The sequence below is a fragment of the Microbacterium xylanilyticum genome (assembly GCF_054654695.1).
Genome location: NZ_BAAIEN010000002.1, coordinates 3,141,758 through 3,164,631, shown reverse-complemented (window position 1 = coordinate 3,164,631; position 22,874 = coordinate 3,141,758). Strand labels below are relative to the sequence as shown.

The 22,874-nt window shown below is 70.2% G+C and carries 25 protein-coding genes; 16 read left to right on the top strand and 9 right to left on the bottom strand.

Going from position 1 to position 22,874, the window contains the following annotated elements:
• The first annotated feature begins 1 nt into the window (after window position 1).
• From infA to rplQ, 6 genes are all read left to right on the top strand, one after another.
• Entirely contained in the window at window positions 2-223 is a 222-nt protein-coding gene (gene infA / locus ACYQ1L_RS15800; protein ID WP_005050493.1) for a translation initiation factor IF-1, read from the top strand.
• A 96-nt stretch (window positions 224-319) separates the two neighbouring features.
• Window positions 320-436 (top strand): 50S ribosomal protein L36, encoded by a 117-nt coding sequence (gene rpmJ / locus ACYQ1L_RS15795; protein WP_005050492.1) that lies wholly within the window; start codon window positions 320-322, stop codon window positions 434-436.
• 244 nt (window positions 437-680) lie between these two features.
• Entirely contained in the window at window positions 681-1,055 is a 375-nt protein-coding gene (gene rpsM / locus ACYQ1L_RS15790; protein WP_067242101.1) for a 30S ribosomal protein S13, read from the top strand.
• A gap of 27 nt (window positions 1,056-1,082) precedes the next feature.
• Window positions 1,083-1,481 carry a 30S ribosomal protein S11 gene (gene rpsK / locus ACYQ1L_RS15785; protein WP_045249905.1) on the top strand — a complete coding sequence of 133 codons (399 nt, stop codon included), beginning with the start codon at window positions 1,083-1,085 and terminating at the stop codon, window positions 1,479-1,481.
• 167 nt (window positions 1,482-1,648) lie between these two features.
• Complete coding sequence (locus ACYQ1L_RS15780; RefSeq protein ID WP_159574865.1) at window positions 1,649-2,638, top strand: DNA-directed RNA polymerase subunit alpha; 990 nt, start codon at window positions 1,649-1,651, stop codon at window positions 2,636-2,638.
• A gap of 68 nt (window positions 2,639-2,706) precedes the next feature.
• On the top strand, window positions 2,707-3,252 hold the full coding sequence (rplQ, locus tag ACYQ1L_RS15775; protein WP_460005001.1) for a 50S ribosomal protein L17: 546 nt from the start codon (window positions 2,707-2,709) through the stop codon (window positions 3,250-3,252).
• 109 nt (window positions 3,253-3,361) lie between these two features.
• Here rplQ and ACYQ1L_RS15770 read toward each other — a convergent pair whose 3' ends face one another.
• Together ACYQ1L_RS15770 and ACYQ1L_RS15765 are read right to left on the bottom strand one after the other, a co-directional pair.
• Entirely contained in the window at window positions 3,362-4,879 is a 1,518-nt protein-coding gene (locus ACYQ1L_RS15770; RefSeq protein WP_460005000.1) for a hypothetical protein, read from the bottom strand.
• Entirely contained in the window at window positions 4,876-5,688 is an 813-nt protein-coding gene (locus ACYQ1L_RS15765) for a glycosyltransferase family 2 protein (RefSeq protein ID WP_460004999.1), read from the bottom strand. Before ACYQ1L_RS15765 ends, ACYQ1L_RS15770 begins: the two co-directional genes overlap by 4 nt.
• Window positions 5,689-5,759: 71 nt before the next feature.
• Here ACYQ1L_RS15765 and ACYQ1L_RS15760 point away from each other — a divergent pair, with 71 nt between their 5' ends.
• Complete coding sequence (locus ACYQ1L_RS15760) at window positions 5,760-6,224, top strand: GtrA family protein (RefSeq protein ID WP_460004998.1); 465 nt, start codon at window positions 5,760-5,762, stop codon at window positions 6,222-6,224.
• A gap of 21 nt (window positions 6,225-6,245) precedes the next feature.
• Here the strand turns inward: ACYQ1L_RS15760 and ACYQ1L_RS15755 are convergent, their stop codons facing one another.
• Complete coding sequence (locus ACYQ1L_RS15755) at window positions 6,246-7,823, bottom strand: AMP-binding protein (protein ID WP_460004997.1); 1,578 nt, start codon at window positions 7,821-7,823, stop codon at window positions 6,246-6,248.
• A gap of 185 nt (window positions 7,824-8,008) precedes the next feature.
• Between ACYQ1L_RS15755 and truA the strand changes: the two genes are divergently transcribed.
• The 5 genes from truA (at window position 8,009) to ACYQ1L_RS15730 (ending at window position 12,966) form a co-directional block, all read left to right on the top strand.
• On the top strand, window positions 8,009-8,890 hold the full coding sequence (gene truA, locus ACYQ1L_RS15750) for a tRNA pseudouridine(38-40) synthase TruA (protein WP_460004996.1): 882 nt from the start codon (window positions 8,009-8,011) through the stop codon (window positions 8,888-8,890).
• Window positions 8,891-9,046: 156 nt separating this feature from the next.
• Window positions 9,047-9,715, top strand: a complete 669-nt coding sequence (locus ACYQ1L_RS15745) for an endonuclease/exonuclease/phosphatase family protein (RefSeq protein WP_460004995.1) — start codon at window positions 9,047-9,049, stop codon at window positions 9,713-9,715.
• 223 nt (window positions 9,716-9,938) lie between these two features.
• Entirely contained in the window at window positions 9,939-10,586 is a 648-nt protein-coding gene (locus ACYQ1L_RS15740) for a type IV toxin-antitoxin system AbiEi family antitoxin domain-containing protein (protein WP_460004994.1), read from the top strand.
• Window positions 10,573-11,415, top strand: coding sequence for a nucleotidyl transferase AbiEii/AbiGii toxin family protein (locus ACYQ1L_RS15735; protein ID WP_460004993.1), 843 nt, complete (start codon window positions 10,573-10,575; stop codon window positions 11,413-11,415). Before ACYQ1L_RS15740 ends, ACYQ1L_RS15735 begins: the two co-directional genes overlap by 14 nt.
• A 240-nt stretch (window positions 11,416-11,655) precedes the next feature.
• Window positions 11,656-12,966, top strand: a complete 1,311-nt coding sequence (locus ACYQ1L_RS15730; protein WP_460004992.1) for a UDP-glucose dehydrogenase family protein — start codon at window positions 11,656-11,658, stop codon at window positions 12,964-12,966.
• A gap of 22 nt (window positions 12,967-12,988) precedes the next feature.
• Here the strand turns inward: ACYQ1L_RS15730 and ACYQ1L_RS15725 are convergent, their stop codons facing one another.
• From ACYQ1L_RS15725 to rplM, 4 genes are read right to left on the bottom strand one after another with little or no spacing between them, the layout of a single operon-like run.
• The gene (locus ACYQ1L_RS15725) at window positions 12,989-13,441 is read right to left on the bottom strand and encodes a VanZ family protein (protein WP_460004991.1); all 453 of its coding nucleotides are present in this window, start codon (window positions 13,439-13,441) and stop codon (window positions 12,989-12,991) included.
• The gene (gene glmM, locus ACYQ1L_RS15720) at window positions 13,422-14,777 is read right to left on the bottom strand and encodes a phosphoglucosamine mutase (protein ID WP_460004990.1); all 1,356 of its coding nucleotides are present in this window, start codon (window positions 14,775-14,777) and stop codon (window positions 13,422-13,424) included. The genes ACYQ1L_RS15725 and glmM overlap by 20 nt, the downstream gene beginning before the upstream one ends.
• Before the next feature lie 15 nt (window positions 14,778-14,792).
• Window positions 14,793-15,275, bottom strand: coding sequence for a 30S ribosomal protein S9 (gene rpsI / locus ACYQ1L_RS15715; RefSeq protein WP_159574879.1), 483 nt, complete (start codon window positions 15,273-15,275; stop codon window positions 14,793-14,795).
• Window positions 15,276-15,301: 26 nt separating this feature from the next.
• Complete coding sequence (gene rplM / locus ACYQ1L_RS15710) at window positions 15,302-15,748, bottom strand: 50S ribosomal protein L13 (protein WP_045249783.1); 447 nt, start codon at window positions 15,746-15,748, stop codon at window positions 15,302-15,304.
• Between the two features lie 291 nt (window positions 15,749-16,039).
• Between rplM and ACYQ1L_RS15705 the strand changes: the two genes are divergently transcribed.
• The 4 genes from ACYQ1L_RS15705 to ACYQ1L_RS15690 all read left to right on the top strand — a co-directional run bounded on the left by ACYQ1L_RS15705 (window position 16,040) and on the right by ACYQ1L_RS15690 (window position 20,412).
• Window positions 16,040-17,194, top strand: a complete 1,155-nt coding sequence (locus ACYQ1L_RS15705; RefSeq protein ID WP_460004989.1) for a glycosyltransferase — start codon at window positions 16,040-16,042, stop codon at window positions 17,192-17,194.
• A complete protein-coding gene (locus ACYQ1L_RS15700; protein WP_460004988.1) occupies window positions 17,163-18,023 on the top strand; it encodes a phosphatase PAP2 family protein in 861 nt (286 codons plus the stop codon). Before ACYQ1L_RS15705 ends, ACYQ1L_RS15700 begins: the two co-directional genes overlap by 32 nt.
• A gap of 134 nt (window positions 18,024-18,157) precedes the next feature.
• Window positions 18,158-19,846 (top strand): tyrosine-protein kinase domain-containing protein, encoded by a 1,689-nt coding sequence (locus ACYQ1L_RS15695; RefSeq protein ID WP_460004987.1) that lies wholly within the window; start codon window positions 18,158-18,160, stop codon window positions 19,844-19,846.
• Window positions 19,843-20,412 carry an arsenate-mycothiol transferase ArsC gene (locus ACYQ1L_RS15690; RefSeq protein ID WP_460004986.1) on the top strand — a complete coding sequence of 190 codons (570 nt, stop codon included), beginning with the start codon at window positions 19,843-19,845 and terminating at the stop codon, window positions 20,410-20,412. The genes ACYQ1L_RS15695 and ACYQ1L_RS15690 overlap by 4 nt, the downstream gene beginning before the upstream one ends.
• On the opposite strand, the gene ACYQ1L_RS15685 is transcribed toward ACYQ1L_RS15690, so the two are convergent.
• Together ACYQ1L_RS15685 and ACYQ1L_RS15680 are read right to left on the bottom strand one after the other, a co-directional pair.
• Entirely contained in the window at window positions 20,382-21,518 is a 1,137-nt protein-coding gene (locus tag ACYQ1L_RS15685; RefSeq protein WP_460004985.1) for a glycosyltransferase family 4 protein, read from the bottom strand. The genes ACYQ1L_RS15690 and ACYQ1L_RS15685 overlap by 31 nt on opposite strands.
• On the bottom strand, window positions 21,515-22,840 hold the full coding sequence (locus tag ACYQ1L_RS15680) for an O-antigen ligase family protein (RefSeq protein ID WP_460004984.1): 1,326 nt from the start codon (window positions 22,838-22,840) through the stop codon (window positions 21,515-21,517). Before ACYQ1L_RS15680 ends, ACYQ1L_RS15685 begins: the two co-directional genes overlap by 4 nt.
• Between the last annotated feature and the right edge of the window lie 34 nt (window positions 22,841-22,874).

Genomic DNA, 22,874 nt, shown 5'->3' with positions numbered 1-22,874 from the left:
TATGGCTAAGAAAGACGGTGTCATCGAGATCGAGGGCGTCGTGTCCGAGGCGCTGCCCAACGCGATGTTCCGCGTTGAGCTCACGAACGGGCACAAGGTCCTTGCAACGATCTCCGGAAAGATGCGGCAGAACTACATCCGCATCATCCCCGAGGATCGCGTCGTCGTGGAGCTCTCGCCCTACGACCTCACGCGCGGCCGCATCGTCTACCGCTACCGCTAGGCCGGTCGAGAAGTAACGACCGCGTTCATCCTGGTCCCTGAGCTTGTCGAAGGGCAGGGACCGATCACGGTACGAAGACAGCGATAAGGAAACAACATGAAGGTCAACCCCAGCGTCAAGCCGATCTGCGACCACTGCAAGGTGATCCGTCGCCACGGCCGCGTCATGGTGATCTGCAAGAGCAACCCGCGCCACAAGCAGCGCCAGGGCTGACGTGAGTCGTGTCAATGCGGCGCAGCCGCGTTGACACGCGAACGTCAAGGTTGAGCGAGGACGCCGAAGGCGACCGAGTCGAAACCCCTTGCAGGAACAACTCAATATCTGAAACAGGCAGGATCAGATCCTGCTCCGCCCCGGGCCCTTCGACAGGCTCAGGGACCGGAGCGGGGGACACCTCGGGCGGAGGCCCGGGCACCGATCCTGCTCCACACCTCCACAACACTCCAGGAGTTACCGCATGGCACGTCTTGCCGGCGTCGACATCCCGCGCGACAAGCGCGTGGTGATCGCCCTCACGTACATCTACGGCATCGGCCGTACCCGCTCGGTCGAGATCCTCAAGGCCACCGAGATCGACGAGTCGATCCGCGTCAAGGACCTCACCGACGACCAGCTCGTCGCCCTCCGCGACCACATCGAAGGCACCTACAAGGTGGAGGGTGACCTCCGTCGCGAGGTCGCCGCCGACATCCGCCGCAAGGTCGAGATCGGCTCCTACGAGGGTCTCCGTCACCGCCGTGGCCTGCCGGTCCGCGGTCAGCGCACCAAGACCAACGCGCGCACCCGCAAGGGCCCGAAGCGCACCGTCGCCGGCAAGAAGAAGGCCCGCTAAGCGGCCAGGGATTAGGAGAACACTTTCATGGCTGCACCCAAGGCCGCCGCGCGCAAGCCGCGCCGCAAGGAGAAGAAGAACATCGCGCTGGGCCAGGCCCACATCAAGTCGACGTTCAACAACACCATCGTCTCGATCACCGACCCGTCCGGCGCTGTCATCAGCTGGGCCTCGTCCGGTGGCGTGGGCTTCAAGGGCTCGCGCAAGTCGACGCCGTACGCCGCCGGCATGGCCGCGGAGTCCGCTGCCCGCCAGGCGCAGGAGCACGGCGTCAAGAAGGTCGACGTCTTCGTGAAGGGTCCGGGCTCCGGCCGCGAGACCGCGATCCGCTCGCTGCAGGCCGCCGGCCTCGAGGTGGGTTCGATCCAGGACGTGACGCCGCAGGCGCACAACGGCTGCCGCCCGCCGAAGCGCCGCCGCGTCTGACGCTTTCTGTCCTCGGTCCCTGAGCTCGTCGAAGGGCCCGAGGACAGGCGTGTGGATCCGGACGCTTCGACAAGCTCAGCGGCCGGATCCACACCCGCGTTCTTCCACAACTCAAGACCTCACCCACACGTGTCATATAGCGGGCACGTGATCGAAAGGAACACACAGTGCTCATCGCACAGCGTCCCACTCTCACCGAGGAAAAGATCTCCGAGAACCGCAGCCGGTTCGTCATCGAGCCGCTCGAGCCCGGTTTCGGCTACACGATCGGCAACGCGCTGCGTCGCAGCCTGCTCTCGTCGATCCCCGGTGCGGCCGTCACGAGCGTCCGCATCGACGGCGTCCTCCACGAGTTCAGCACCATCCCCGGTGTGAAGGAGGATGTCACCGAGATCATCCTCAACATCAAGCAGCTGGTCGTCTCCTCGGAGCGCGACGAGCCCATCACCGCCTACCTGCGCAAGACGGGCGCCGGTGAGGTCACCGCGGCGGACATCTCCGCTCCGGCCGGCGTCGAGGTGCACAACCCCGAGCTGGTCATCGCGACCCTCAACGACACCGCCAAGTTCGAGCTCGAGCTCACCATCGAGCGCGGCCGCGGCTACGTGTCGGCGGCGCAGAACCGCAGTGAGTACGCCGAGGCGGGCCAGATCCCGATCGACTCGATCTACTCGCCCGTGCTCAAGGTCAGCTACCGCGTCGACGCCACCCGCGCCGGCGAGCGCACCGACTTCGACAAGCTCGTGCTGGACGTCGAGACCAAGAACTCGATCCTCCCGCGAGACGCCGTCGCCTCGGCCGGTCGCACGCTGACCGAGCTGTTCGGCCTCGCCCGCGAGCTGAACGTCGAGGCCGAGGGCATCGAGATCGGCCCCGCGCCGGTCGAGGCCGTGCTCTCCAACGAGCTGTCGATGCCGATCGAGGACCTTGACCTGTCGGTCCGCTCGTACAACTGCCTCAAGCGCGAAGGCATCAACACGGTGTCGGAGCTCGTCGCCCTCTCGGAGACGCAGCTCATGAACATCCGCAATTTCGGACAGAAGTCGGTGGACGAGGTGCGCGACAAGCTCGTCTCGCTCGGCCTGTCGCTGAAGGATTCGGTGCCCGGTTTCGACGGCGCCCACTTCTACGGCGGCTCCGAAGACGAGTCCTTCTGACCTATCCGGTCTGTCAGCTGGCAGAGGCCAGCTGACCCGAACCTTTCCGATCCAGGAGCTAGAGAACAATGCCCAAGCCCACCAAGGGTCCCCGCCTCGGAGGCGGCCCCGCCCACGAGCGTCTGCTGCTTGCGAACCTGGCCGCCCAGCTGTTCGTGCACAAGTCGATCAAGACCACCGAGACCAAGGCCAAGCGCCTGCGTCCGCTGGCTGAGCGCCTCGTCACCTTCGGCAAGCGCGGCGACCTGCACGCGCGCCGTCGCGTGCTGTCCGTGCTGCGCAACAAGGAGGCGACGCACGTGCTGTTCGCCGAGATCGCGCCGCTCGTCGCCGAGCGTGAGGGCGGCTACACCCGCATCACCAAGGTCGGCAACCGCAAGGGTGACAACGCCCCCATGGCCGTGATCGAGCTCGTCCTCGAGCCCGTCGCCCCGAAGGTGAAGAAGGCCGCCGCGAAGCCCGCCAAGGCTGAGGCGCCCAAGGCCGAGACCCCCGCCGAGGAGGTCGTGGAGGAGATCGTCGAGACCCCCGCCGCCGAGGCCGAGGTCGTCGAGGAAGCCCCCGTCGCCGACGAGGCCGCCGCTGACGCCGCCGCGGAGGAGAAGGCCGAGTAAGGCCTCCCGCTCGTTCGAAGCCCGTCGCCCCCTGTGGGGGTGGCGGGCTTCGTCGTTGGCGGATCCGATCGTGCTGGTTCGCGGATCCGATCGTGCTGTCAGTGCTGTGTCAGTGCGCCGGGCAGAGGTTGACGCCGGGGGCGGGCGTGACGACCGGGGCCCCCGACGGGCATTCGCCGCCGAGGAGGACCGGTGCGTCCTTCATCGCCGGGGCGTCCGCGAGGCCGACGTGCGCGCCCGCGAGCACGATGAGCGGCACGACGGCTCCCCAGGGCTGCGCGCCGATCCAGGAGACGTCATGCGAGCGCGCCCAGTCTCCGATCGGCGCGGCGATCGCGCGCTGCTCGGACAGCGGCTGCGCGGTGGACGGCAGCACGGCGCGTCCGACATCGCCGAGGGCGCCGCCGCCCACGACGGCCACGAGCAGCAGCGCCGCTGTCGCGGTGACGAGGCGGACCGGCACCGTCGCACCGGAGGGCCCGCGGCGGCGCCAGAGGGCCGCCGTGGCACGGACGGTGATCGCGGCGAGCACGGGGGCGAACGCGAAGACCCCGACCGAGGGATGCCGCACCCAGAGCGGGAGCTGCGACGCCTGCGCCCACCAGCCGACGAATGCGAGCAGCCCGACGACGGATCCGAATCCGAGCGCGAGCAGCTGCGGGTCGCGACCCCACCAGCGTCGGGCGGGTGCATCGTCCGCGGGGACCGCGCGCCGGCTCGGCACCGCGGCCCAGACGACGATGACCGCCGCCGCCACCACGGCCGCGGCGACCAGCCATCCCGGCACGAACCAGGATCCGGCGAGCGTGGACAGTTTCTGCGGGATCGTGGTCGGCTCGTAGTGCTGCCCGCCACTACGGACGAACGCGAGGAGCGCGCGCAGATGGCCGACATAGCCGGTGACGCCGAGCGACAGCAGCGCACCGAGCTCGACCAGCAGCGTCGGCACGGCCACCAGCAGCACCGCCGGCACGGCTCGACGCAGGGCGACCAGGAAGCGCTGACGGAACGGCGCCACCGGCGTCAGCAGGAACAGGGCCACCGCGAACGCCGGCAGCGCGAGCAGGGCGATGAGCTTGGCCTGCACGGCGAGCCCGAACAGGAGACCCGCGAGCCAGGCCCGACGCGGGAGCACGATCAGCGCCCACACGAGGAGGGCCGCCGCGGCGATCTCGCCGAGCAGGTCGGCCGGACCCTGGATCGGGGACACGCTGTCCGCGGTGTTGAACGCGAGCGGCAGCGCCGCGGCGACCAGCGCACCGGGACGGCCGGCGAGGCGCCGCCCGAGCACCGCGCACCCGATCAGCAGCAGCACCCAGTAGGCGAGCGGAACGAGCCGCGCGCCGATCACCGGATCCGCGCCCAGCGCCAGCACCCCCGCGACGGGCAGCAGCACCACCGGTCCCGTCGAGATGCGCGGGTCGAAGGGCGTGAGCGTCGAACCCGACAGGGCGCCGTCGCTCGTGTAGCCGAGCCCCGCGACCAGATTGCGGGAGACCGTGAGGTTGAAGGCCTCGTCCTCCCAGAACCGCAGCACCGTCAGGCTGTGCCACATCACGATCGCGTTCGCGATGACGAGCAGCGCGAGCAGGATCCAGAACGCGGTTCCGGCGAGGCGGCGGATCACGCGGATCCGGACCCGTCGTCGGTGCGGACCCGATCGGGTCCTTCGAGTGAGAGCGCCCGCAGCGGGGCGCCCGGGCGGAGCGACCAGGTCCACACCTCGCGCAGCGCGTCGATCGCGAAGCGCACGAGCTTCTTCGGCGGCAACGACGGGCGGGTGACCCTTCCCCACATGGTCCCGGTGCTCGACGAGCCGCGCCGCGGGATGCTCCGCACCCGCAGATAGCGCACCGCGAGCCCCGCTCGCACCTCGGCGAGTGAGAAGTGCACGTGCGGCACGAGGGCGTCGGAGGGCACCGCGTTCACCAGGAGCTGCAGCCCCTCCGGGCGGTACACGCGCAGGGGCGTGTTCACGTCGGGCACGCCCCGACCCACGAACGTCGCGATCAGCAGCCGCACGCAGGCGGTCAGGATGCGCCGGTACCAGGCATCGGTGCGGGAGTGCCGCACGCCGTGCACCACGTCGGCGCCGGTGTCGGCCAGGGCGCGCGCGGCGGCCGCGATCTCCGCCCCGAGGAACTGTCCGTCGCCGTCGACGTGCACGATCGCATCGGGCGCGAGCGCGAGGCCCGCACGATAAGCGGCCAGGGCGGTCGGGCCGTGCCCGCGGTTCGCCGGCTGGACCTGCACGTCGACGTCGGCGATGCCGGCGAGGGCCGTGGCGATGCCGTCGGTGGAGCGGTCGTCGGCGATGACGAACGTCACGCGCTCGGCGAGCGGGGCCACGGCGGCGCGGATCTCGTCGATGAAGCCGCCGATGCCCTCGGCCTCGTTGTAGGCCGGCATCACGACGGCCAGGTGGGCGTACTGCACTAGCACCTCAGGTCTCGGCTGGTGGGGAGACGTCCAGGCTGCGTCGTCCTCCCGGGTATTCTAGTAGCGCTATGGATCGCCGCTCTCGGTTGCGCCGTCTGGCGGGTGTCGGCGCCCGCTTCCTCATCGTCGGCGGTATCAGCACCCTCATCGAGGTCGGCGCCTTCAACCTCTTCGTCTACGTGTTCGGGTGGGACCTCGTCGTCGGCAAGATCGCCGCTTCCCTGGTCGCGCTGGTCAACGCCTACTTCGGCAACCGCGAGTGGGCGTTCCGGCACCGGGACCGCCGCGGACGCGTCGCCGAGATCGTGCTCTTCCTCGGCGTGAACCTGGTGTGCACGCTGCTCGGCGCGGGTCTCGTGTGGCTCGGCGCCGAGGCGGTCGAGGCGCTCACCGGGCGCGCCCCCGGTGCGGCGCTGGTCAATGTGGTGAACCTCGGCAGCATCGCCGTGATCGTGGTGGTGCGCTTCCTGCTGTACCACTACGTGGTCTTCCGGCACGCGCCCCCGCGCACTTCCACCGAAGCCTCGCGCTGACGCCGTCCAGCGCCGGGCCGCTCAGCTCGCCCGGGCGCGCAGGTCCTTGCGGAGGATCTTTCCCGACGCGGACTTCGGGATCACGTCGATGAACTCGACCAGGCGCACCTTCTCGTGCGGAGCGACGTGCGCCGCGACGTGCGTCTTCACGCCGTCCTCGTCCAGGGAAGCGCCGGACTGCAGGACCACGAACGCCTTCGGCACCTCCTGACCGTCCTCGTCGGGCGCGCCGATCACGGCGGCGTCGGCGATCGCCGGGTGCTCCAGGAGCACCGCCTCGAGCACGGCGGGCGCCACCTGGTAGCCCTTGTACTTGATGAGCTCCTTGAGGCGGTCCACGATCCGGAACACGCCCTCGGCCGTCACGGTGGCGACGTCGCCGGTGTGCAGCCAGCCGTCGGCGTCGAGCATCTCGGCGGTGGCGTCGGGGCGGTTCAGGTAGCCCTTCATGACCTGCGGGCCGCGGATCAGCAGCTCGCCGGGCTCGCTCGCCCCGTCGGCGGGGACGACGACGTCGGATCCGTCCTCCGCCAGCAGCCGGGCCTCGGTGTTCGGAATGAGCAGGCCCACCGAGGACAGGTCGATGTCCTCGCGCTCGACGGGGATCGTGTGGGTCACCGGGCTGGTCTCGGTCATGCCGTAGCCCTGACGCACGAGGCAGTCGAGCCGGTCGGCGACCGCGTGGGCGAGCGCGCCGTCCAGCGGCGCGGCGCCGGAGAAGACGACCTTCACCGAGCTCATGTCGTACTGGGCGACCAGGGGGTGCTTCGCGAGCGCGACGGCGATCGGCGGCGCGATGAACAGCCAGCTGGTGCGCTGCTCCGCGATGATGCGCAGGAACTCGACGAGGTCGAACTTCGGCATCGTGACGAGCGTCGCGCGCAGGCGCACGGCCAGGTTGAGCAGCACGGTCATGCCGTAGATGTGGAAGAACGGCAGCACGGCGAGGACCCGATCGTCCGCGTTCAGGTCGATCGAGATGGTGCTCTGGGCGACGTTGGCGATGAGGTTGCGGTGCGTGAGCATGACGCCCTTGGGGCGGCCGGTCGTGCCGGAGGAGTACGGCAGCACGGCGACGTGGGTGGCGGGATCGAACGACACCTCCGGTGCGTGGTGGCCCTCCGCGAGCAGGTCGCGCAGCGACGGGTGCCCCTCGGCCCCGTCGAGCACGATCAGATGGTCGGCGGGCAGCCCGAGCTGCGCCGCGGCGGCCTCGGCCTGCGGCAGCAGCGGGCTGACGGTGATGAGCCAGGATGCGGAGGCGTCGCGCAGCTGGTTCGCGATCTCGTCCGCCGTGTACAGCGCATTGATCGTCGTGGCCGTGGCACCGGCGCGCAGGATCCCGTGGAACACCGTCGCGAACGCGGGCGTGTTCGGGCAGAGCAGGCCCACGGCGTCGCCCACGCCGATGCCGCGCGCGGCGAGGGCGCCGGCGAAGAGGTCGATCTGCCCGATGAGCTGACGGTACGTGGTCTCCGCCCCGGACATCCCGTCGACGAGCGCGACCCGGCCCAGGTCGTCCTCGGAGATGCCGCCGAAGAGGTACTCGTGGATGGAGACCGCGGGGATCTCGACATCCGGGAACGTGCTGCTGACCATGGGATCTCCTTCGATCTCGGTCGTCGCCGCCGGCTCGGGCGCCGGCGCTGGCTTCCTGCGATTCAGTGTCGCACATATTGAGACTGAGTCCCAGCGCGGATCCGGATCCCGTTCCGTTCCCGACACCGCCCTGGAGCGACATTCTGCCGCACCGTGGCGCGCCTCGCACTCGGTACCCTGGATCCGTGCGCATCCGTCTCGACATCGCCTACGACGGCACTCATTTCCGGGGCTGGGCGAAGCAGCCGGGGCTGCGCACCGTGCAGGGCACGCTCGAGGCGGCTCTCGCCCGGATCGTCGGACCGGGGCCGGGTTCCGAACCCGGCGACCCGCACGCCGGGCCGCGGCTCGTCGTCGCCGGCCGCACGGACGCGGGCGTGCACGCCACCGGCCAGGTGGCGCACGTCGACCTGGATGAGCGGCAGTGGGCACGCGTCGTCACGCGCAACGGGCGGGGCGCGGCCGATCCGGCCGGCTCCCTGGCATCGCGCATCCGTGGAGTGCTGGGGCAGTACCCCGACGTCACGGTCTCGCGCACCTCGCTCGCGCCGGAGGGGTTCGACGCCCGCTTCTCGGCGGTGTGGCGACGGTATCGGTACCGCCTCGCCGACGCCCGTGCCGGATACGATCCGCTGCTGCGGCACGACACGACGACGATCCGGGCGGCGCTCGACGAGGCCGCGATGGACGCCGCCGCGCAGACGCTGATCGGCCTGCACGACTTCGCCGCGTACTGCAAGCCGCGCCAGGAGGGCACCACCATCCGCACGCTGCTGGACTACCGGTGGACGCGGGATCCGGCCGGCGTGCTGGTCGCCGAGGTGAAGGCCGACGCGTTCTGCCACAGCATGGTCCGTGCGCTCGTGGGTGCCTGCGCCGCCGTGGGGGAGGGGCGCCTCGAGATCGGCGACCTGGTGCGGCTGCGCGACGAACTCACCCGCACCAGCGCGTTCAAGGTGCTCGCCGCGCGCGGGCTCACCCTCACCGAGGTGGGCTACCCGGCGGACGAGCTGCTGGCCGCGCGCGCCGAGCAGACCCGCAACCGCCGCGACAACGACGACGACTGACGCGGACCCGCCTCTGCCTGGTCCCTGAGCCTGTCGAAGGGACCTCGCGTGCGCTGGCGCGTCGACAACCTCAGCGACCGGATCCGGATCCGCAACATCCGATGAACTCCGGCTTCTGCTCAGCAAGGCGGCGACGCGCGCGAGTACCGTGGGGGCGTGCGGATCATCTCCTACAACCTGCGCAAGCATCGCGCCGCGCATGAGCTCGACGACCTCGTCGACGCGCATGACCCGGACGTGCTGTGCCTGCAGGAGGGGGACACCGCGTCGCTGCCGGAGCGCACGGGCGATCTGGTGCTCGCGCACACCACGCAGCGCAACCGGCTGGGCCTCGCGATCTACTACCGCGAGAACCGGTTCCGGCTGGTCGACATGGCCGCGGTCTCGGTGAAGAAGTCGCTGCACGACCACGTGCTGCGCCCGGCGCACGAGCGGCTGCTCGGCGTGCGCCTCAGGGACATCGACGCCGGGAGCGACTTCCTCGTCGCATCCCTGCACGCGGCGCCGCTCACCGCCCGGAACGCTCTGCGGCGGGATCAGATCCGTGCCGCACTGTCCGAGCTCTCGGAGCTCGGCTGGGGCCTGCCGCAGCTCATTGTCGGCGACTTCAACTACCCCGTGTTCAAGGAGCGGCTCAGCGAGCACATGCGCGACGTGGGGTACGAGCTCGTGATGAGCGACCAGCACACCTACACGCGGTACCGGGTGTTCCGCGGCTTCTACGACTTCGCCGCCGCATCCGGGTTCGTCGTGGAGTCGGTGCGCACGCTGCCGCAGGGGGAGTCCGACCACCTGCCGATCCTGGTCACCGCGACCCCGAAGTAGCCCGGATCCAGGTGAGGATCCGGGTGGCCTGAGACGTTCGGTGGTCGCGAAATGCGACTTCGAGACAGGGTAAGTCGCACTCTGCGACCATCGAACGATGGGTGGATCCGGATCCGGGTGGGCTGAGATGTTCGAGCCACTGGAGGCCCCAGGTGGAGTTCAATGGTTTGACTCATGGGAAACATACTCTGGGCGTATGCTTCCGATGAGCCAAGGGGAACATGTGGACGACATTGAAGTGCTGCGGGCGGTCGCCGGTGCGCCAATGCGCACTGTCAGGTCGAGGGATCTGGACCGGGAGGGGCTGAACACGTGGCGTACGCTCGCTCGGCTGGTCGACCAGGGAGCGCTGAAGAAGCTGATCCACGGGGTCTACACGGCCCCACCAGACGGCAGAGACGCGCGAACGTGGAAGCCGGCGTTCGAGGATGCAGCATTGGCGATCGCCGTCGCCCGTTTCGGCGCGCGGAACGCTGCTCTCATGGGGCTCACCGCCGCCCGTCATTGGGCTGCGCTCCCGCGGGCCATCGCTACGGCGGCCGTCGCGGTGCCCCGCACGGGGTATCCGGAGACCGAGTACGGGGGAGGGAGGATCCGCTTCGTGGCGAGGGACATGAAACGCTTGGATCTCGTGCTCGTCGACACGATGCTGGGGAAGGGGCTTGTGACGACCCCGACGCAGACGCTCTACGATCTTCTCGCCCGCCCGGCTCTTCCGGGTTTGCAAGGCGAGACGGAAGCAACGGCACGCAACCTCGTACCCCAAGCGGACGCAGAGGAGTTCGCGGACATCGTCGGAAGGCACAGGCGTGCGAACGACGCCGTGCGCGAGATGCAGAAGGAACTGGAGGTGCGCGATGTCAGGGGATGATCAGTCGCACCTCGGAGACAATGGTCGGCAGTTCGCCAGCAGAGTGAAGAGCACGCGCGAGGCTGGTGTCCGCCCCGCTGTGCCGGGAGTGCTTGACGAAGACGAGCGGCTCTCGGTTGAGCTCGCATTCGCAGTCGATTCCTCTCAGGTGCAGCGCGACCACGTCATCTCTCACGCACTGGCCGCCATCTCGACGATCGGCACAGACGATGTGCTCTTCTTCGGCGGCACAGCATTGTCGCGCACCCACTTCCCCGACCTGCGACTGTCCGAGGACATCGATCTGATCGCGCTCGGCGACCGCAAAGAAATCGGCGACCGAATCGAATCCGCGATCAAGAAGGAGCTCCGTCGTTCTCTCGGTACGGTCGCGTTCGCACCACGGATCCGTGACACCAACCACCCCGAGCCCAGTGCGATGACCGTGAGCGGAGTGAGGATACAGATCCAGCTCCTCGGATCAGATGGATATCCCGAGTGGCCGACAGAAGTCGTCCAGATCGAGCAGAGATACTCCGATGCCCCACCAGCAACCCTCCGAGTGCCAACCGGCGCCGGCTTCGTCGCCTCGAAGCTCGCTGCCTGGAACGACCGGGGAGCCGCACGTGATCTCTACGATCTCTGGGCGATGGCGGAAGACGGAATGATCGACGCCGACGCGGCCGCCGTCTTCGGCAGGCTCGGCCCGGTTACACGTGCGAGCGCCGTGTCTTTTGCACGAATCCCATCACGGCTCGAATGGGACGCCGCCCTCGCGCACCAGTGCGTCGTGCAAGTGTCGGCAGACCGAGCGGCCGCACGCGTCCGGCTCGCTCTCCAGAGTCTTTAAAAGCACGGTCGCGCGACGCGGAAGCAACCCGGATCCGCCCCCGCGTTCAGGTCGCGATTTCGGCTGGTCCCGTCGACGGGAAGCGCCGCTTTCGCGATCCGCACCGAGAGAGGGGATCGAGCCCGGCAGCGGACGGGATCCGGCATCGAGCCCGGCGCCACCCCAACCGTTCACCGGGTGGTCGCCGGCCCGACGCCCGCCGGTCGGGTGCCGGTGAGACGGGCGCGGTGGGGTGTCTTCATGCGGATGTCGGTGATCGGCTGCGGGTATCTCGGTGCGGTGCACGCGGCGGCGATGGCGTCGATCGGCCACGACGTGGTCGGCGTCGACACGGACCCCGACCGGCTCGCCGCGCTCGCCGCAGGGCGCGCGCCGTTCTTCGAGCCCGGGCTGGACGACCTGCTCGCGGCGGGCGTCGCCGGGGGACGGCTGACCTTCACCGCCGACATCGCCGACGCGGCCGGATCCGCGGTGCACTTCCTCGCCGTGGGCACGCCGCAGCAGCCCGACGGATCCGCGGCCGACCTCCGCTACGTGCATGCCGCTGTCGACGCGCTGCTCCCGCACCTGCGCCCCGGCGACGTGGTGGCCGGCAAGTCCACCGTGCCCGTGGGCACCGCCGCGGGGCTCGCCGAGCGCGTGGCCGCCGTGGGGGCGACGCTGGTCTGGAACCCGGAGTTCCTCCGCGAGGGCTGGGCCGTGCGCGACACGCTGCACCCCGACCGGCTCGTGGTGGGCGCCGCCGCGGGCGCCGCAGGGGAGCGCGCCGTGGAGACGCTGCGGGAGGCGTACGTCGACGCGATCGCCGGGGGGAGCCCGTTTCTCGTCACCGACCTGGCCACCGCCGAGCTCGTGAAGGGCGCGGCGAACGCCTTCCTCGCCACGAAGATCTCGTTCATCAACGCGATGGCGGAGATCGCCGAGGCCGCCGGCGCCGACGTCACCCGGCTCGCCGACGCGATCGGGTACGACGAGCGGATCGGGCGGCGCTTCCTCGGCGCGGGGATCGGGTTCGGCGGCGGATGTCTGCCGAAGGACATCCGTGCGTTCGCGGCGCGCGCGGAGGAGCTCGGACGCGGGGCGTCGGTGGGTTTCCTCCGCGAGGTCGACGCGATCAACCTGCGCCGGCGGGAGCACGCGGTGCGCCTCGTGGTCGAGGCCTTCGGCGGCAGCGTCGTGGGCAAGCGGATCACGATGCTCGGGGCGGCGTTCAAGCCGCACAGCGACGACGTGCGCGACTCGCCGGCGCTCGAGGTGGCGATCCGGCTGCGCGGGATGGGCGCGAAGGTGCGGGTGACGGATCCGGAGGCGCTCCGCAACGCCGCGGCCGTACACCCGCAGCTGAAGTACGTCGCCGACCGCGACAAGGCGCTGAAGGGCGCGGACGCGGTCGTGCTGGTGACCGAGTGGGATCAGTACCGCCGCGAGCTGGCGCCCGAGCACGCGTCGACGCTCGCGCGCGGTCGGATCATCGTGGACGGACGCAACTGCCTGGATCCGGATGCGTGGCGAGCCGCGGGCTGGACGTACCTGGGGATGGGCAGGCCGTAGCTGGATCGCCGGAGATGGGGCGTCAACGCCTGCGGGCGCGTTCGCGACTGATCACCGTGACGGCCTCGACGATCAGAAGCCCGATGCAGGCGCCGACCGTGTTCGCCACGAGATCCGACACGCTGGCGGTGCGTCCGGGCAGGAACAGCCCCTGGACGGTCTCGATGACGCCGGAGACGAAAAAGCCGATCGCGACCACGAGATACCGTCGGCGCGTGATGAGGATCCGCAGCAGGATTCCGACCGGCACTAAGAGCAGGACGTTCGCGCAGAACTCGATGCGCGTGTAGGTGAGGACCGGAAGGACCGAGGTGACGCGGTGCAGCACGGAGCCCATGCCCCTGTCGACGTGCTGCGGCCAGAACGCGATGAGGATCAGCGCCACCGCGTACACGAGCAGCCAGGGCAGCGCCCGGCGCATTCGAAGCTGTCCGGGCGCTGCCGCTGCGGAGTCGTCAGAGCGCGAGGCGCTCACGCACCACCTCGGCGAGCTGGTGCGCGTACTCGTGGGCGGACGCCTCGTCGGCGGCTTCGACCATCACGCGCACGAGCTGCTCGGTGCCGGAGGGGCGCAGCAGCACCCGGCCGGTGTCGCCGAGCTCGGCCTCCACCGCGCGCACAGCCTGCTGCACGTGCTCGTCGTCGGTCTTGGTGCGGTCGACGCCCTTGACGTTCACGAGCTTCTGCGGGAAGACGGTCATGATCGAGGCGAGCTCGGCCAGCGTCTTCTTCTGGCGCGCCATCTCGGCGACCAGGTGCAATCCGGTCAGCACGCCGTCGCCGGTGGTGGCGAAGTCGCTCATGATGACGTGGCCGGACTGCTCCCCACCGAGGGAGTAGCCGCCCGCGTTCATCTCCTCGAGCACGTACCGATCGCCGACGGCGGTCTGCAGCACGGTGATGCCGTGCTCCTTCATCGCCACGTGCAGACCGAGGTTGCTCATCACGGTCGCGACCAGCGTGTCCTGAGCGAGACTTCCGCGCTGCTTCATGGCCACGGCGAGGATCGCCATGATCTGGTCGCCGTCGACGATGTTGCCGTCGGCGTCGACCGCGAGGCAGCGGTCCGCGTCGCCGTCATGCGCGATGCCCACGTCGGCGCCGACCCGCACGACCTCGGCGGCCAGCTTGTCGAGATGCGTGGATCCGACACCGTCGTTGATGTTGATGCCGTCCGGATCCGCTCCGATCACGGTCACCTTGGCGCCCGCGTTGCGGAACGCCTCGGGGGACGCGCCGCTCGCCGCGCCGTTCGCGCAGTCGAGCACGACATGGATCCCGTCGAGCCGATGCGGCAGCGACGACAGCAGGTGGATGACGTAGCGGTCCTCGGCGTCCGAGAACCGGCTCACGCGCCCCACGTCCGCACCGGTGGGGCGCAGCTTCTCGCCGGCCATCGCCTCTTCGATGCGCTCTTCGACCACGTCGGGGAGCTTGACCCCGCCGCGGGCGAAGATCTTGATGCCGTTGTCGGGCGCCGGGTTGTGCGACGCCGAGATCATCACGCCGAAGTCGGCGTCGATGTCGCCGATGAGGAACGCCGCGGCCGGGGTCGGCAGCGTGCCCGCGTCGAGCACATCCACGCCGGAGGAGGCGAGGCCCGCCTCGACCGCGGCGCTGAGGAAGTGTCCCGAGATGCGCGGGTCGCGGGCGACCACGGCGGTGAGACGTTTGCCGGCGGCCTTGCGAGCCTCGGCAATACGGCCCTGGCACAGGACGACGGCAGTCGCCTGGGCCAGGGTGAGCGCGATATCGGCGGTGAGGGGGCCGTTGGCCAGCCCCCGCACCCCGTCCGTACCGAACAGAGCCATAGAGGACTGTGCGGTTTAGCGCTTCGAGTACTGAGGCGCCTTGCGGGCCTTCTTGAGACCGGCCTTCTTGCGCTCCTTGACGCGAGCGTCGCGCGAGAGGAAGCCGGCCTTCTTCAGGGTCGGGCGGTTGTTCTCGGCGTCGATCTCGTTCAGCGCGCGGGCGATGCCCAGGCGCAGGGCGCCGGCCTGGCCCGAGGGGCCACCACCGGAGATGCGGGCGATCACGTCGTACGCGCCCGCGAGGTTCAGCACCGTGAACGGGTCGTTGATCAGCTGCTGGTGCAGCTTGTTCGGGAAGTAGTCCTCGATGGTGCGGCCGTTCACCGTGATGGTGCCGGAGCCCGGGACGAGGCGCACGCGGGCGATGGCCTGCTTGCGACGACCCACGGCAGCGCCGGGGACGTTGAGAACGGGACGCGGAGCGGTCTCGACGGCGGCGGCCTCAGGGGTCTCGGTCGAGAAGTTCTGCGGGAATTCGGTGGTGTCGATGTCAGCCACGAGTATGTCCTTATTCGTAACGGCGCTTACTGGGCGACCTGGTCGAGGGTGTACGTCTTCGGCTGCTGAGCGGCGTGCGGGTGCTCGGAGCCGGTGTAGACCTTGAGCTTGGCCAGCTGCTGGCGGCCCAGGCTGTTCTTCGGGAGCATGCCGCGGATCGCCTTCTCGACGGCGCGGACAGGGTTCTTCTCGAGCAGCTCGGAGTACGCGACGGCCTTGAGCCCGCCCGGGTGACCGGAGTGGCGGTAGGCGATCTTCTTCTGGAGCTTCTGGCCCGTGAGCGCGACCTTGTCGGCGTTCACGATGATGACGAAGTCACCCGAGTCGATGTGGTTGGCGAAGGTGGCCTTGTGCTTGCCGCGCAGGAGCGCTGCGGCGTGCGAGGCGAGGCGACCGAGAACGACGTCGGTGGCGTCGATGACGACCCAGTCACGCTGGACCTGCCCGGCCTTGGGGGTGTAAGTGCGCGTCACAATAGTGCTGCTTTCTTGATCGAACGGAGAGGTTCGTGAATCCCACTCCGGGGTGGTTCCGGTCTGGACGTTGAGCGAGCGCCGCCGAAGGCGGAGCGAGACGAAACGCCGAACAGGAACACGCCAGTGGAGGGCTCACGTTCGTGCGCGCGACCAGCAGTGATCGCACACCAAAGAGAAAGCTTACGGTATGGTCCCGTCCTGTTCAAATCCGCGGATCCCCGATCGAAGCCGCAGCACGCGGACGGATGGCCGGCACCGATAGGATCCGTCCTGAGGCTGGGGGTTCCGATGGCGACGACAGGCAAGGACCCGGTCGTGGGCACCACGGCCGGGACGGTGCTCGCGCACGACTATCTCACGCAACGCGGCGGTGCGGAGCGCGTCGCGCTCTCCCTCGCCCGCGCATTCCCCGGTGCTCCCCTGCACACCACCCTTTACGAGCCGGGATCCACGTTCCCCGAGTTCGCCGACGTCGATGTGCGGCCGCTGCCGATCAACCGCTGGCGGATCCTGCGCCGGCACCACCGGCTCGCGCTTCCGTTCCTCGAGGAAGCCGTGTCGCGGCACACGATCGAGGCGGACGTGCTCGTGGCGAGCTCGAGCGGGTGGGCGCACGGAATGGCCACGACCGGGCGCAAGGTCGTGTACTGCCATGCGCCGGCGCGGTGGCTCTACCAGACCGATCGCTACGCGGAGGGAGCCCAGGGGGCGACGATGCGGTCGCACGCCGTGCGCCTGGCCGAGCGGGTCCTCGGATCGGGGCTGCGCGAGTGGGATCAGCGTGCCGCGCACACCGCGGATCGCTACCTCGTCAACTCGACCGTGGTGAAGCGCGCCGTGGCGGAGGTGTACGGCATCGACGCCGAAGTGCTGCCGCCTCCCCCCGCGCCCCTGGCTCTCGCGGGCACCTCGGAGCCGATGCCCGGTGTGGAGCAGCCCTTCCTCCTGTGCGTGGCGCGTCTGCTGCCGTACAAGAACGTCGACGTGGTGATCGAGGCGGTGGCCGAACTCCCGGGGCTCGGTCTCGTCGTCGTCGGCGACGGACCGGAACGCGCCCGCCTGCAGCAGCAGGCGACCCGGGCCGGATCCACCGTGCTGGCGGGGCGTGTGAGCGATGCGCAGCTGCGCTGGCTGTACGCGAACTGCGCCGGCCTCGTCGCCGCATCCTACGAGGACTTCGGGCTCTCGCCTCTGGAAGCCGCGACCTTCGGCAAGCCCACGGCGGCCCTGCACGACGGCGGATATCTCGACACGGTCGTCGAGGGCGCGACCGGCGTCTTCTTCGAGCGGCCCGATGCGGAGGCGGTCGCGACCGCGCTCGACGGGATGACCCGGCGCTCCTGGGACGCCGACGGCATCGCGACGCATGCGGAGACGTTCTCGGAACAGCGCTTCATCGCACGCATCCGCGATGTCGTTCGCTCCGAACGGGCGCTCGGCTGAGATGCCCGCTGTCTCGGCGCGTGCCGCGTCCGCCCTCCGTGCCGCCGCCCACGCCGGCGCCTTCGGGGTCGTCTACCTCGTCTTCGTGTGCACGGAGACCGGGCAGGGCGTGGACGCGGCCACCCTGGGAGCGTTTCCGCTGCTCCAGGGCGAAGGCTGGATGCGCGTGTACGGGATCCGCGACGTCCTTCCGGTCGTGCTCATGGTGCTGGTCGCGATCCTCGCCGTGGTCTCGATCGTGTGCCGGAGGATCTGGGCGGTCGTTGCGGCGTCGGCGCTCGTGATGGGGGTGTTCGGTCTGGCCCGCCTGTTCGACGCTCTGCCGCGGCCGCAGTTCGGTGCGTTCGGCTATCCGCAGAACACCTTCCCGAGTGGCCATGTCGCGGTGTGCCTGGCGTGCGCCGTGGCGATCGGGTGGCTGGCGCCCGCGGCGGGCCGGCGTATGCTGGCCGCTGTCGCGTTCGGGATCACCCTGATCGTCGCCGCGGCCTCCCTGCTCTCCCTGGCGCACCGCGGCAGCGACGTGGTCGGCGGCGCGCTGCTGACCGGTGCCGCGGCGGGCGCGGTCTCGACGTTCGGCGGGCTCCCGGCAGATCCTCTGCCCGCGCAGGAGCCACTCCGGCGCCGCCTGGGTCTCGCGATCGTGGTCGCGGCGGGCTGCGCCGCGCTCGGCATCGTCGTCGGGCCCGAGGTCCGCGCGCCGCTCGCCGGGGCGGCGAGCCTCGTCGCCGTGACGGCGATCGCAGGCGTCGTGGTCCTCGATTCGCAGTGCTCGCCCGTGCCCGGTCTGCTGCGCGGCGGACACGGGGCGCGACGTTCAGCGGGCTGAATGTGTAGCGTGATACCCATCAATTGTCGGAGGCCGGGGTCAGGAGCCTCCGCAGAGGCCGTCAGCGAGTGCGAAACCGCGCGTGGCGTCGAGACGGGCCGCGTGCAGGAGCGGTCGGGGGAGGAGTTTCGAAGATGACCTTTCGTCAGATTCTCGCCGTGCTGTGGGCGCGCAAATGGATCGTCGTCGTCATCGTCCTCTTCGCGCTGATCGGCGCGGGCGGATACATCATGCTGCGCACCGTGACCTACATGTCCGAGGAGACCGTGCGCATGAACACGGTGATCTCCGGCGGCGCGACCTCGGACGACGTCGGGGGGGTCGCGGTCAGCTTCGGCGCCGAGACGATCGTGTCCCCGGACGTGCTCGACGCCGCGGGAACCGCCATCTCGGAACGGGGATCCGACCTCGTCGGCATGGTCAAGGGGAGCCTGGTCGACGACGGCCACGCGACCAACGTCGTCGTCAGCGCGACCGGTGCGACGCCGAAGATAGCGCAGCAGCGCGCCGCCGCGGTGGTCAAGGCCTATGAGGATCACATCGGCAAGGAGATGGCCCGTGTCCTCGAGATCCTGCAGAAGCGCAAGGACGATGCGATCGCGCAGGCGCAGGTGCTGCAGGGCCAGGTGCGCGCGGATCCGTCGAACTCCATCGCCGCCACGAACCTCGCCACCGAGCTGTCCCGGATGAGCTCGATCTCCACGCAGATCGACAGCATCAACAACTCCGGCGCGCCCACGTCGACTCTGATCGCCGCGCAGCCCGGAACGCCCACCGTGCCCAGTGCTCTCGTGGTGGTCCTGCTGGCGCTGAGCACAGGACTGATAGTCGGGATCGCGGCCGCCCTCATCCGCGACCAGTTCGACAACCGGATCCGCGACGAGGAGGACGTGGAGGCACTGCTCGACGTCCCGGTGATCGGCAGCTTGACCTGGGACCGCGACGTGTCCCGGATGGCGGTTCCGCTGCCCGTCGCGAGCAATGACCGCACCAACCTGGGTGAGGGGCTGCGCACCGTGCGCTCGACCCTGCAGGTGCTCGTCCCACCCGGGGGAGCATTTGTCGTCACCAGCGTGGAACCCGGCGACGGGAAGTCGTTCGCGTCGGCCAACCTCGCGCTGGCCTGGGCCCGCGCGGGCAAGCGCGTCATCCTCGTCGGCGGCGACCTGCGCCGGCCGGACCTGTCGAAGTACTTCGGCGAGGACGCCGATGGAGAGGGGCTCTCGGAGATCCTGAACGAGTACGATCAGGGATCCCGGATGCTCGAGGACGCCCTGCTGCGCCGCCTGAACAACACCCGGTATCGGCGGCTGCGCATCCTCGCCGCCGGCTCCGAGCCGGCCGAACCCGCGGACCTCCTGGCCCGTGCGGGCACCGCGGAGGTCGTCGCCGCACTGCGCGGACTCGCCGACGTCGTCGTGATCGACACGCCGCCCGCGATGGGCATGTCGGACTCGTCGCTGTTGGCCTCGCACACGGACGGCGCGGTCGTGATCGCGACGGAGGGGCGCACGGATCGGGCGAGACTCGCCGAGACGATCTCGGGCCTCGTCTCGAACGGCGTCTCGGTGCTCGGGGTCGTGATCAACCGGAGCAGGCGCAAGCTTCCCCGGACCTACGCGTCCTACTACCTGCGCGAGCGCCGTTCCGAAGCCTCGGGTCAGGATGGGGGGTCCGACGCGCACGATGCCGAGCTCGGCGGCGCCGTGGCGTCTCCGAAGGCGTCCGGGCGCGGGCGTCGCAGGTATCACGCGGAGGCGGCCCCGCGCCACCGCGCCGACCTCGCGACCGGCGACGTGCAGGGGGCGGCGGAGACGGTATGACCCGGGTGCTCATGGTGTGCCGCGCGAACCGCTGTCGGTCGCCGTACGCCGCGGAGATCCTGTCGCGCGCGACGGGCGGTCACGTGACGGTCGAATCCGAGGGCTTCCTCTCCGGGGGCAAGACGATGCCGGCCGAGGGGCAGAGGGTGGCGACGGAGTTCGGCATGGACTTCTCCGCGCACCGCAGCCGGGAGTTCAGCGCCGCCCGCGCCGGAGATTTCGACGTGGTGCTGACGATGGCGCGCGATCTGTCCCGCGATGTGGTCGCGGCCGCACCCGACACCTGGCCGCGCGTGTTCACCGTTCGCGAGTTCGGGCCATGGCTGCGCGCCCACCCGGTTCCGCGCGGTCGACGTCTCGGCGATTGGGTGGCCGAGGCCGCGCACGACCGGCGCCGACAGGAGCTCGTCGGGCGAGGCAAGGATGAGATCGCGGACCCGTTCGGGTCGCCGGAGCCGGCCTGGCGGTCGATGGTGGCCGAGCTGACGCCGCTGCTGACCGACATCGCCCAGCGCATCCGCCCCGCCGAGGCCGATCAGAGGGCGTCGAGCACGCTCGCGAACTGACGCCACGACCACGCCCAGTCGTGGTCGAGAGCGCGGCGGCGTGCGGAATCGCCGAGAGCGCGGCGCAGTGTGGGGTCGCCCGCGAGACGATCGAGCGCCGCGGCGACCTCGTCGACGGAGCCCGCCTCGGTCAGCAGGGCGGTGTCGCCCACCACGTCGGGGATGCCGCCGGTCGCGCTCGTGATCACTGCGAGCCCCGTCGCCATCGCCTCGCCGAGGGTGAGCCCGCTGGGTTCGGCCCACCGCGACGGCGCGGCGAACACGTCGGCGGAGCGCATCAACGGGCCGAGCTCCTCCCGTGCCACGAACGGGCGGAACGTCACCGGGGCGGACACGCGTTCGGCCAGAGCGCGCAGCCGCCGCTCGTACGGGCTGAGCGGCGCATCGGGGTCGAAGCCGGCGCTGCCGACGAGCACGTACTCCAGGTCGTCCCGCTTCGATGCCGCGGCGGCCCGGAGCAGCACGTCCGGACCCTTCTCCTCGACCATCCGTCCCACGAACATCACTCGCAGACGCTCGCGCCGCGCGGCGCCGTCCGCGGGCGCGAAGGCGGTCGGATCCACGCCGTTCTGCACCACGTGCACCCGCGAGGCGAGCGCTGAGGGCAGCCGCGACGCGGTGCGCTCCGCCAGGTCGCGGCTGACGCAGACGATCGCCCGCACGGCGCGGAGCCGGTCGATCTCGAGGCGGGTGCTGCTGCGCAGTATGTCGTTGTGCGCGTACAGGATCACGGAGTGCGGCTGCCGGCGCATCAGCCAGGGCAGCGCGGGCGCGTTGTGCGCGACGACGATCGCGGGCGGGTGCCCGGCGAGGGCCTCGGCGACGGGGCGGAAGGCGCGCGTCGCCGCAGGGCGAGGCAGTCCCAGGCGTGCGAGAGCGGCGTCCCGGCCGCGCGCGGCGAGCGACGGGTACGGGGCGCCGTCATACTCGACGACATCGGCGCTCGGATATCGATCCGGGTAGGTGGAGCGCTCCAGCACGACCGCCTGACGCTGCGGCGGCTGAACGTGCGACGCGGCGCGTGCCAGTCCGTCCACGACCGTCGGGATGGCGGATCCGGTGCGCGGCGAGAAGTGGTCACCGGGCGTGAGCACGTGCAGGATCATGCGAGGTTCCGCAGGCCCGAGCGCCGGAACAGCGTCTGCACCGGATGCGGGACCCAGACCAGATCCTGGGCGCGGTTGCGCTCGCGCACGCCGTAGCAGATGCCGGCGATGATCCAGAGGATGGAGGACTGCCCGGCCACCCAGTACAGGTCGAACTGCCCCTGCACCAGCCGCGCCGCGATCACGGCGAACGCGAGCGTGCCGTACGCCGGATCCATCCTCGCGGTCAGCCACATCGAGGCGCCGAACATCAGAAGGAACCCGACGAGACCGACGATGCCGACCGTGGTCAGCACCTCGAGCTCCGCGTTAGGCGGCTGGAAGCCGCTGAACCCGGTGTATCCCGCCACCCACCATCTATGGCCCACCCCGAACAGCGGCGACATCTTCCACACTGTGATCGAGTCGGCGTACCAGGCCAGCCGCTGGGCGGACGAGTTGAAGGCGTCCGCGCTGTCGGCCAGCTGAGCGGTGACCTCGACGTACACGAAATACGCGGCGGGAACCAGCGCCAGCCAGATCCACCGCGACCTCTTGCCGTTGTGGTGCCGCGGGCGGCTGCCGATGATCACGACCCCGATGAGCAGGCCGATGATCGCCTGCCGCGACTGCGCGGCGAGGATCCCGCCGCCGCACAGTGCGAACGCTGCATAGCCCCACACCGGCCGCCACCGCAACCACGGCGGATTGGCGAACACGATCAGCGCCGCGACCATGAGGATCCCGCCGATGGCGTTCTTGTGCAGCATACCGAGGTAGACGGGCGGCCCGAACCCCTCTTGGAAGGCCACCACGATCGTCGTCGCTGCGATCCCGCAGCCGATCAGCGCATACGAGCTCAGCGCGAGCCGTGCGCGGCCGTCGCGACCGATCACGAAGCCCACCACCATGCTGCCCACCACCAGGACGAGTTCGTGGGCCCACTCGATCGCGTTGCCGAGATAGGGGTTGAGGATGAGCTGGGGTGCGGTCAGCGCCATGTAGATCGCCCCCGCCCACAGCAGCGGCTGCATCGCCGCTGCCCCCTTGCCGCGCAGCAGGAGCAGGGCGATCACGGTCGCCCCGCCGAGCACGAAGTCGGAGATGCTCATCGGCCCGACGCGATCCATCACCATGGTCGCGGGCACCGCGACGACGGGGATGAGCGAGAGGTCCAGGACCGAGACGGCGGCGAACAGCGCCCCGAGCCCGAGCAGCACGGCCCAGGTCGTGCCCTGCGCGCTGCCGACTCCGACCATCAGGCCGATCGCGGCGAACACGAACGCGCCGCCGACCGCCCGTGGCCAAGACGCGACCGCTCGTCCCCATGCCTGAACCGTCACAGACGACATCGTAGGACGCCGGCGCGATCCCTGC

Bases quoted from the DNA above. Each gene is read 5' to 3' on its own strand.
- ACYQ1L_RS15705 (WP_460004989.1), top strand. From the start codon at position 16,040: ATGGCGACGACAGGCAAGGACCCGGTCGTGGGCACCACGGCCGGGACG.
- ACYQ1L_RS15760 (WP_460004998.1), top strand. From the start codon at position 5,760: ATGGATCGCCGCTCTCGGTTGCGCCGTCTGGCGGGTGTCGGCGCCCGC.
- rpmJ (WP_005050492.1), top strand. From the start codon at position 320: ATGAAGGTCAACCCCAGCGTCAAGCCGATCTGCGACCACTGCAAGGTG.
- infA (WP_005050493.1), top strand. From the start codon at position 2: ATGGCTAAGAAAGACGGTGTCATCGAGATCGAGGGCGTCGTGTCCGAG.
- rplQ (WP_460005001.1), top strand. From the start codon at position 2,707: ATGCCCAAGCCCACCAAGGGTCCCCGCCTCGGAGGCGGCCCCGCCCAC.
- rpsM (WP_067242101.1), top strand. From the start codon at position 681: ATGGCACGTCTTGCCGGCGTCGACATCCCGCGCGACAAGCGCGTGGTG.
- ACYQ1L_RS15695 (WP_460004987.1), top strand. From the start codon at position 18,158: ATGACCTTTCGTCAGATTCTCGCCGTGCTGTGGGCGCGCAAATGGATC.
- rpsK (WP_045249905.1), top strand. From the start codon at position 1,083: ATGGCTGCACCCAAGGCCGCCGCGCGCAAGCCGCGCCGCAAGGAGAAG.
- glmM (WP_460004990.1), bottom strand. From the start codon at position 14,777: ATGGCTCTGTTCGGTACGGACGGGGTGCGGGGGCTGGCCAACGGCCCC.
- ACYQ1L_RS15685 (WP_460004985.1), bottom strand. From the start codon at position 21,518: ATGATCCTGCACGTGCTCACGCCCGGTGACCACTTCTCGCCGCGCACC.
- ACYQ1L_RS15755 (WP_460004997.1), bottom strand. From the start codon at position 7,823: ATGGTCAGCAGCACGTTCCCGGATGTCGAGATCCCCGCGGTCTCCATC.
- ACYQ1L_RS15700 (WP_460004988.1), top strand. From the start codon at position 17,163: ATGTCGTTCGCTCCGAACGGGCGCTCGGCTGAGATGCCCGCTGTCTCG.
- ACYQ1L_RS15735 (WP_460004993.1), top strand. From the start codon at position 10,573: ATGTCAGGGGATGATCAGTCGCACCTCGGAGACAATGGTCGGCAGTTC.
- ACYQ1L_RS15690 (WP_460004986.1), top strand. From the start codon at position 19,843: ATGACCCGGGTGCTCATGGTGTGCCGCGCGAACCGCTGTCGGTCGCCG.
- ACYQ1L_RS15730 (WP_460004992.1), top strand. From the start codon at position 11,656: ATGCGGATGTCGGTGATCGGCTGCGGGTATCTCGGTGCGGTGCACGCG.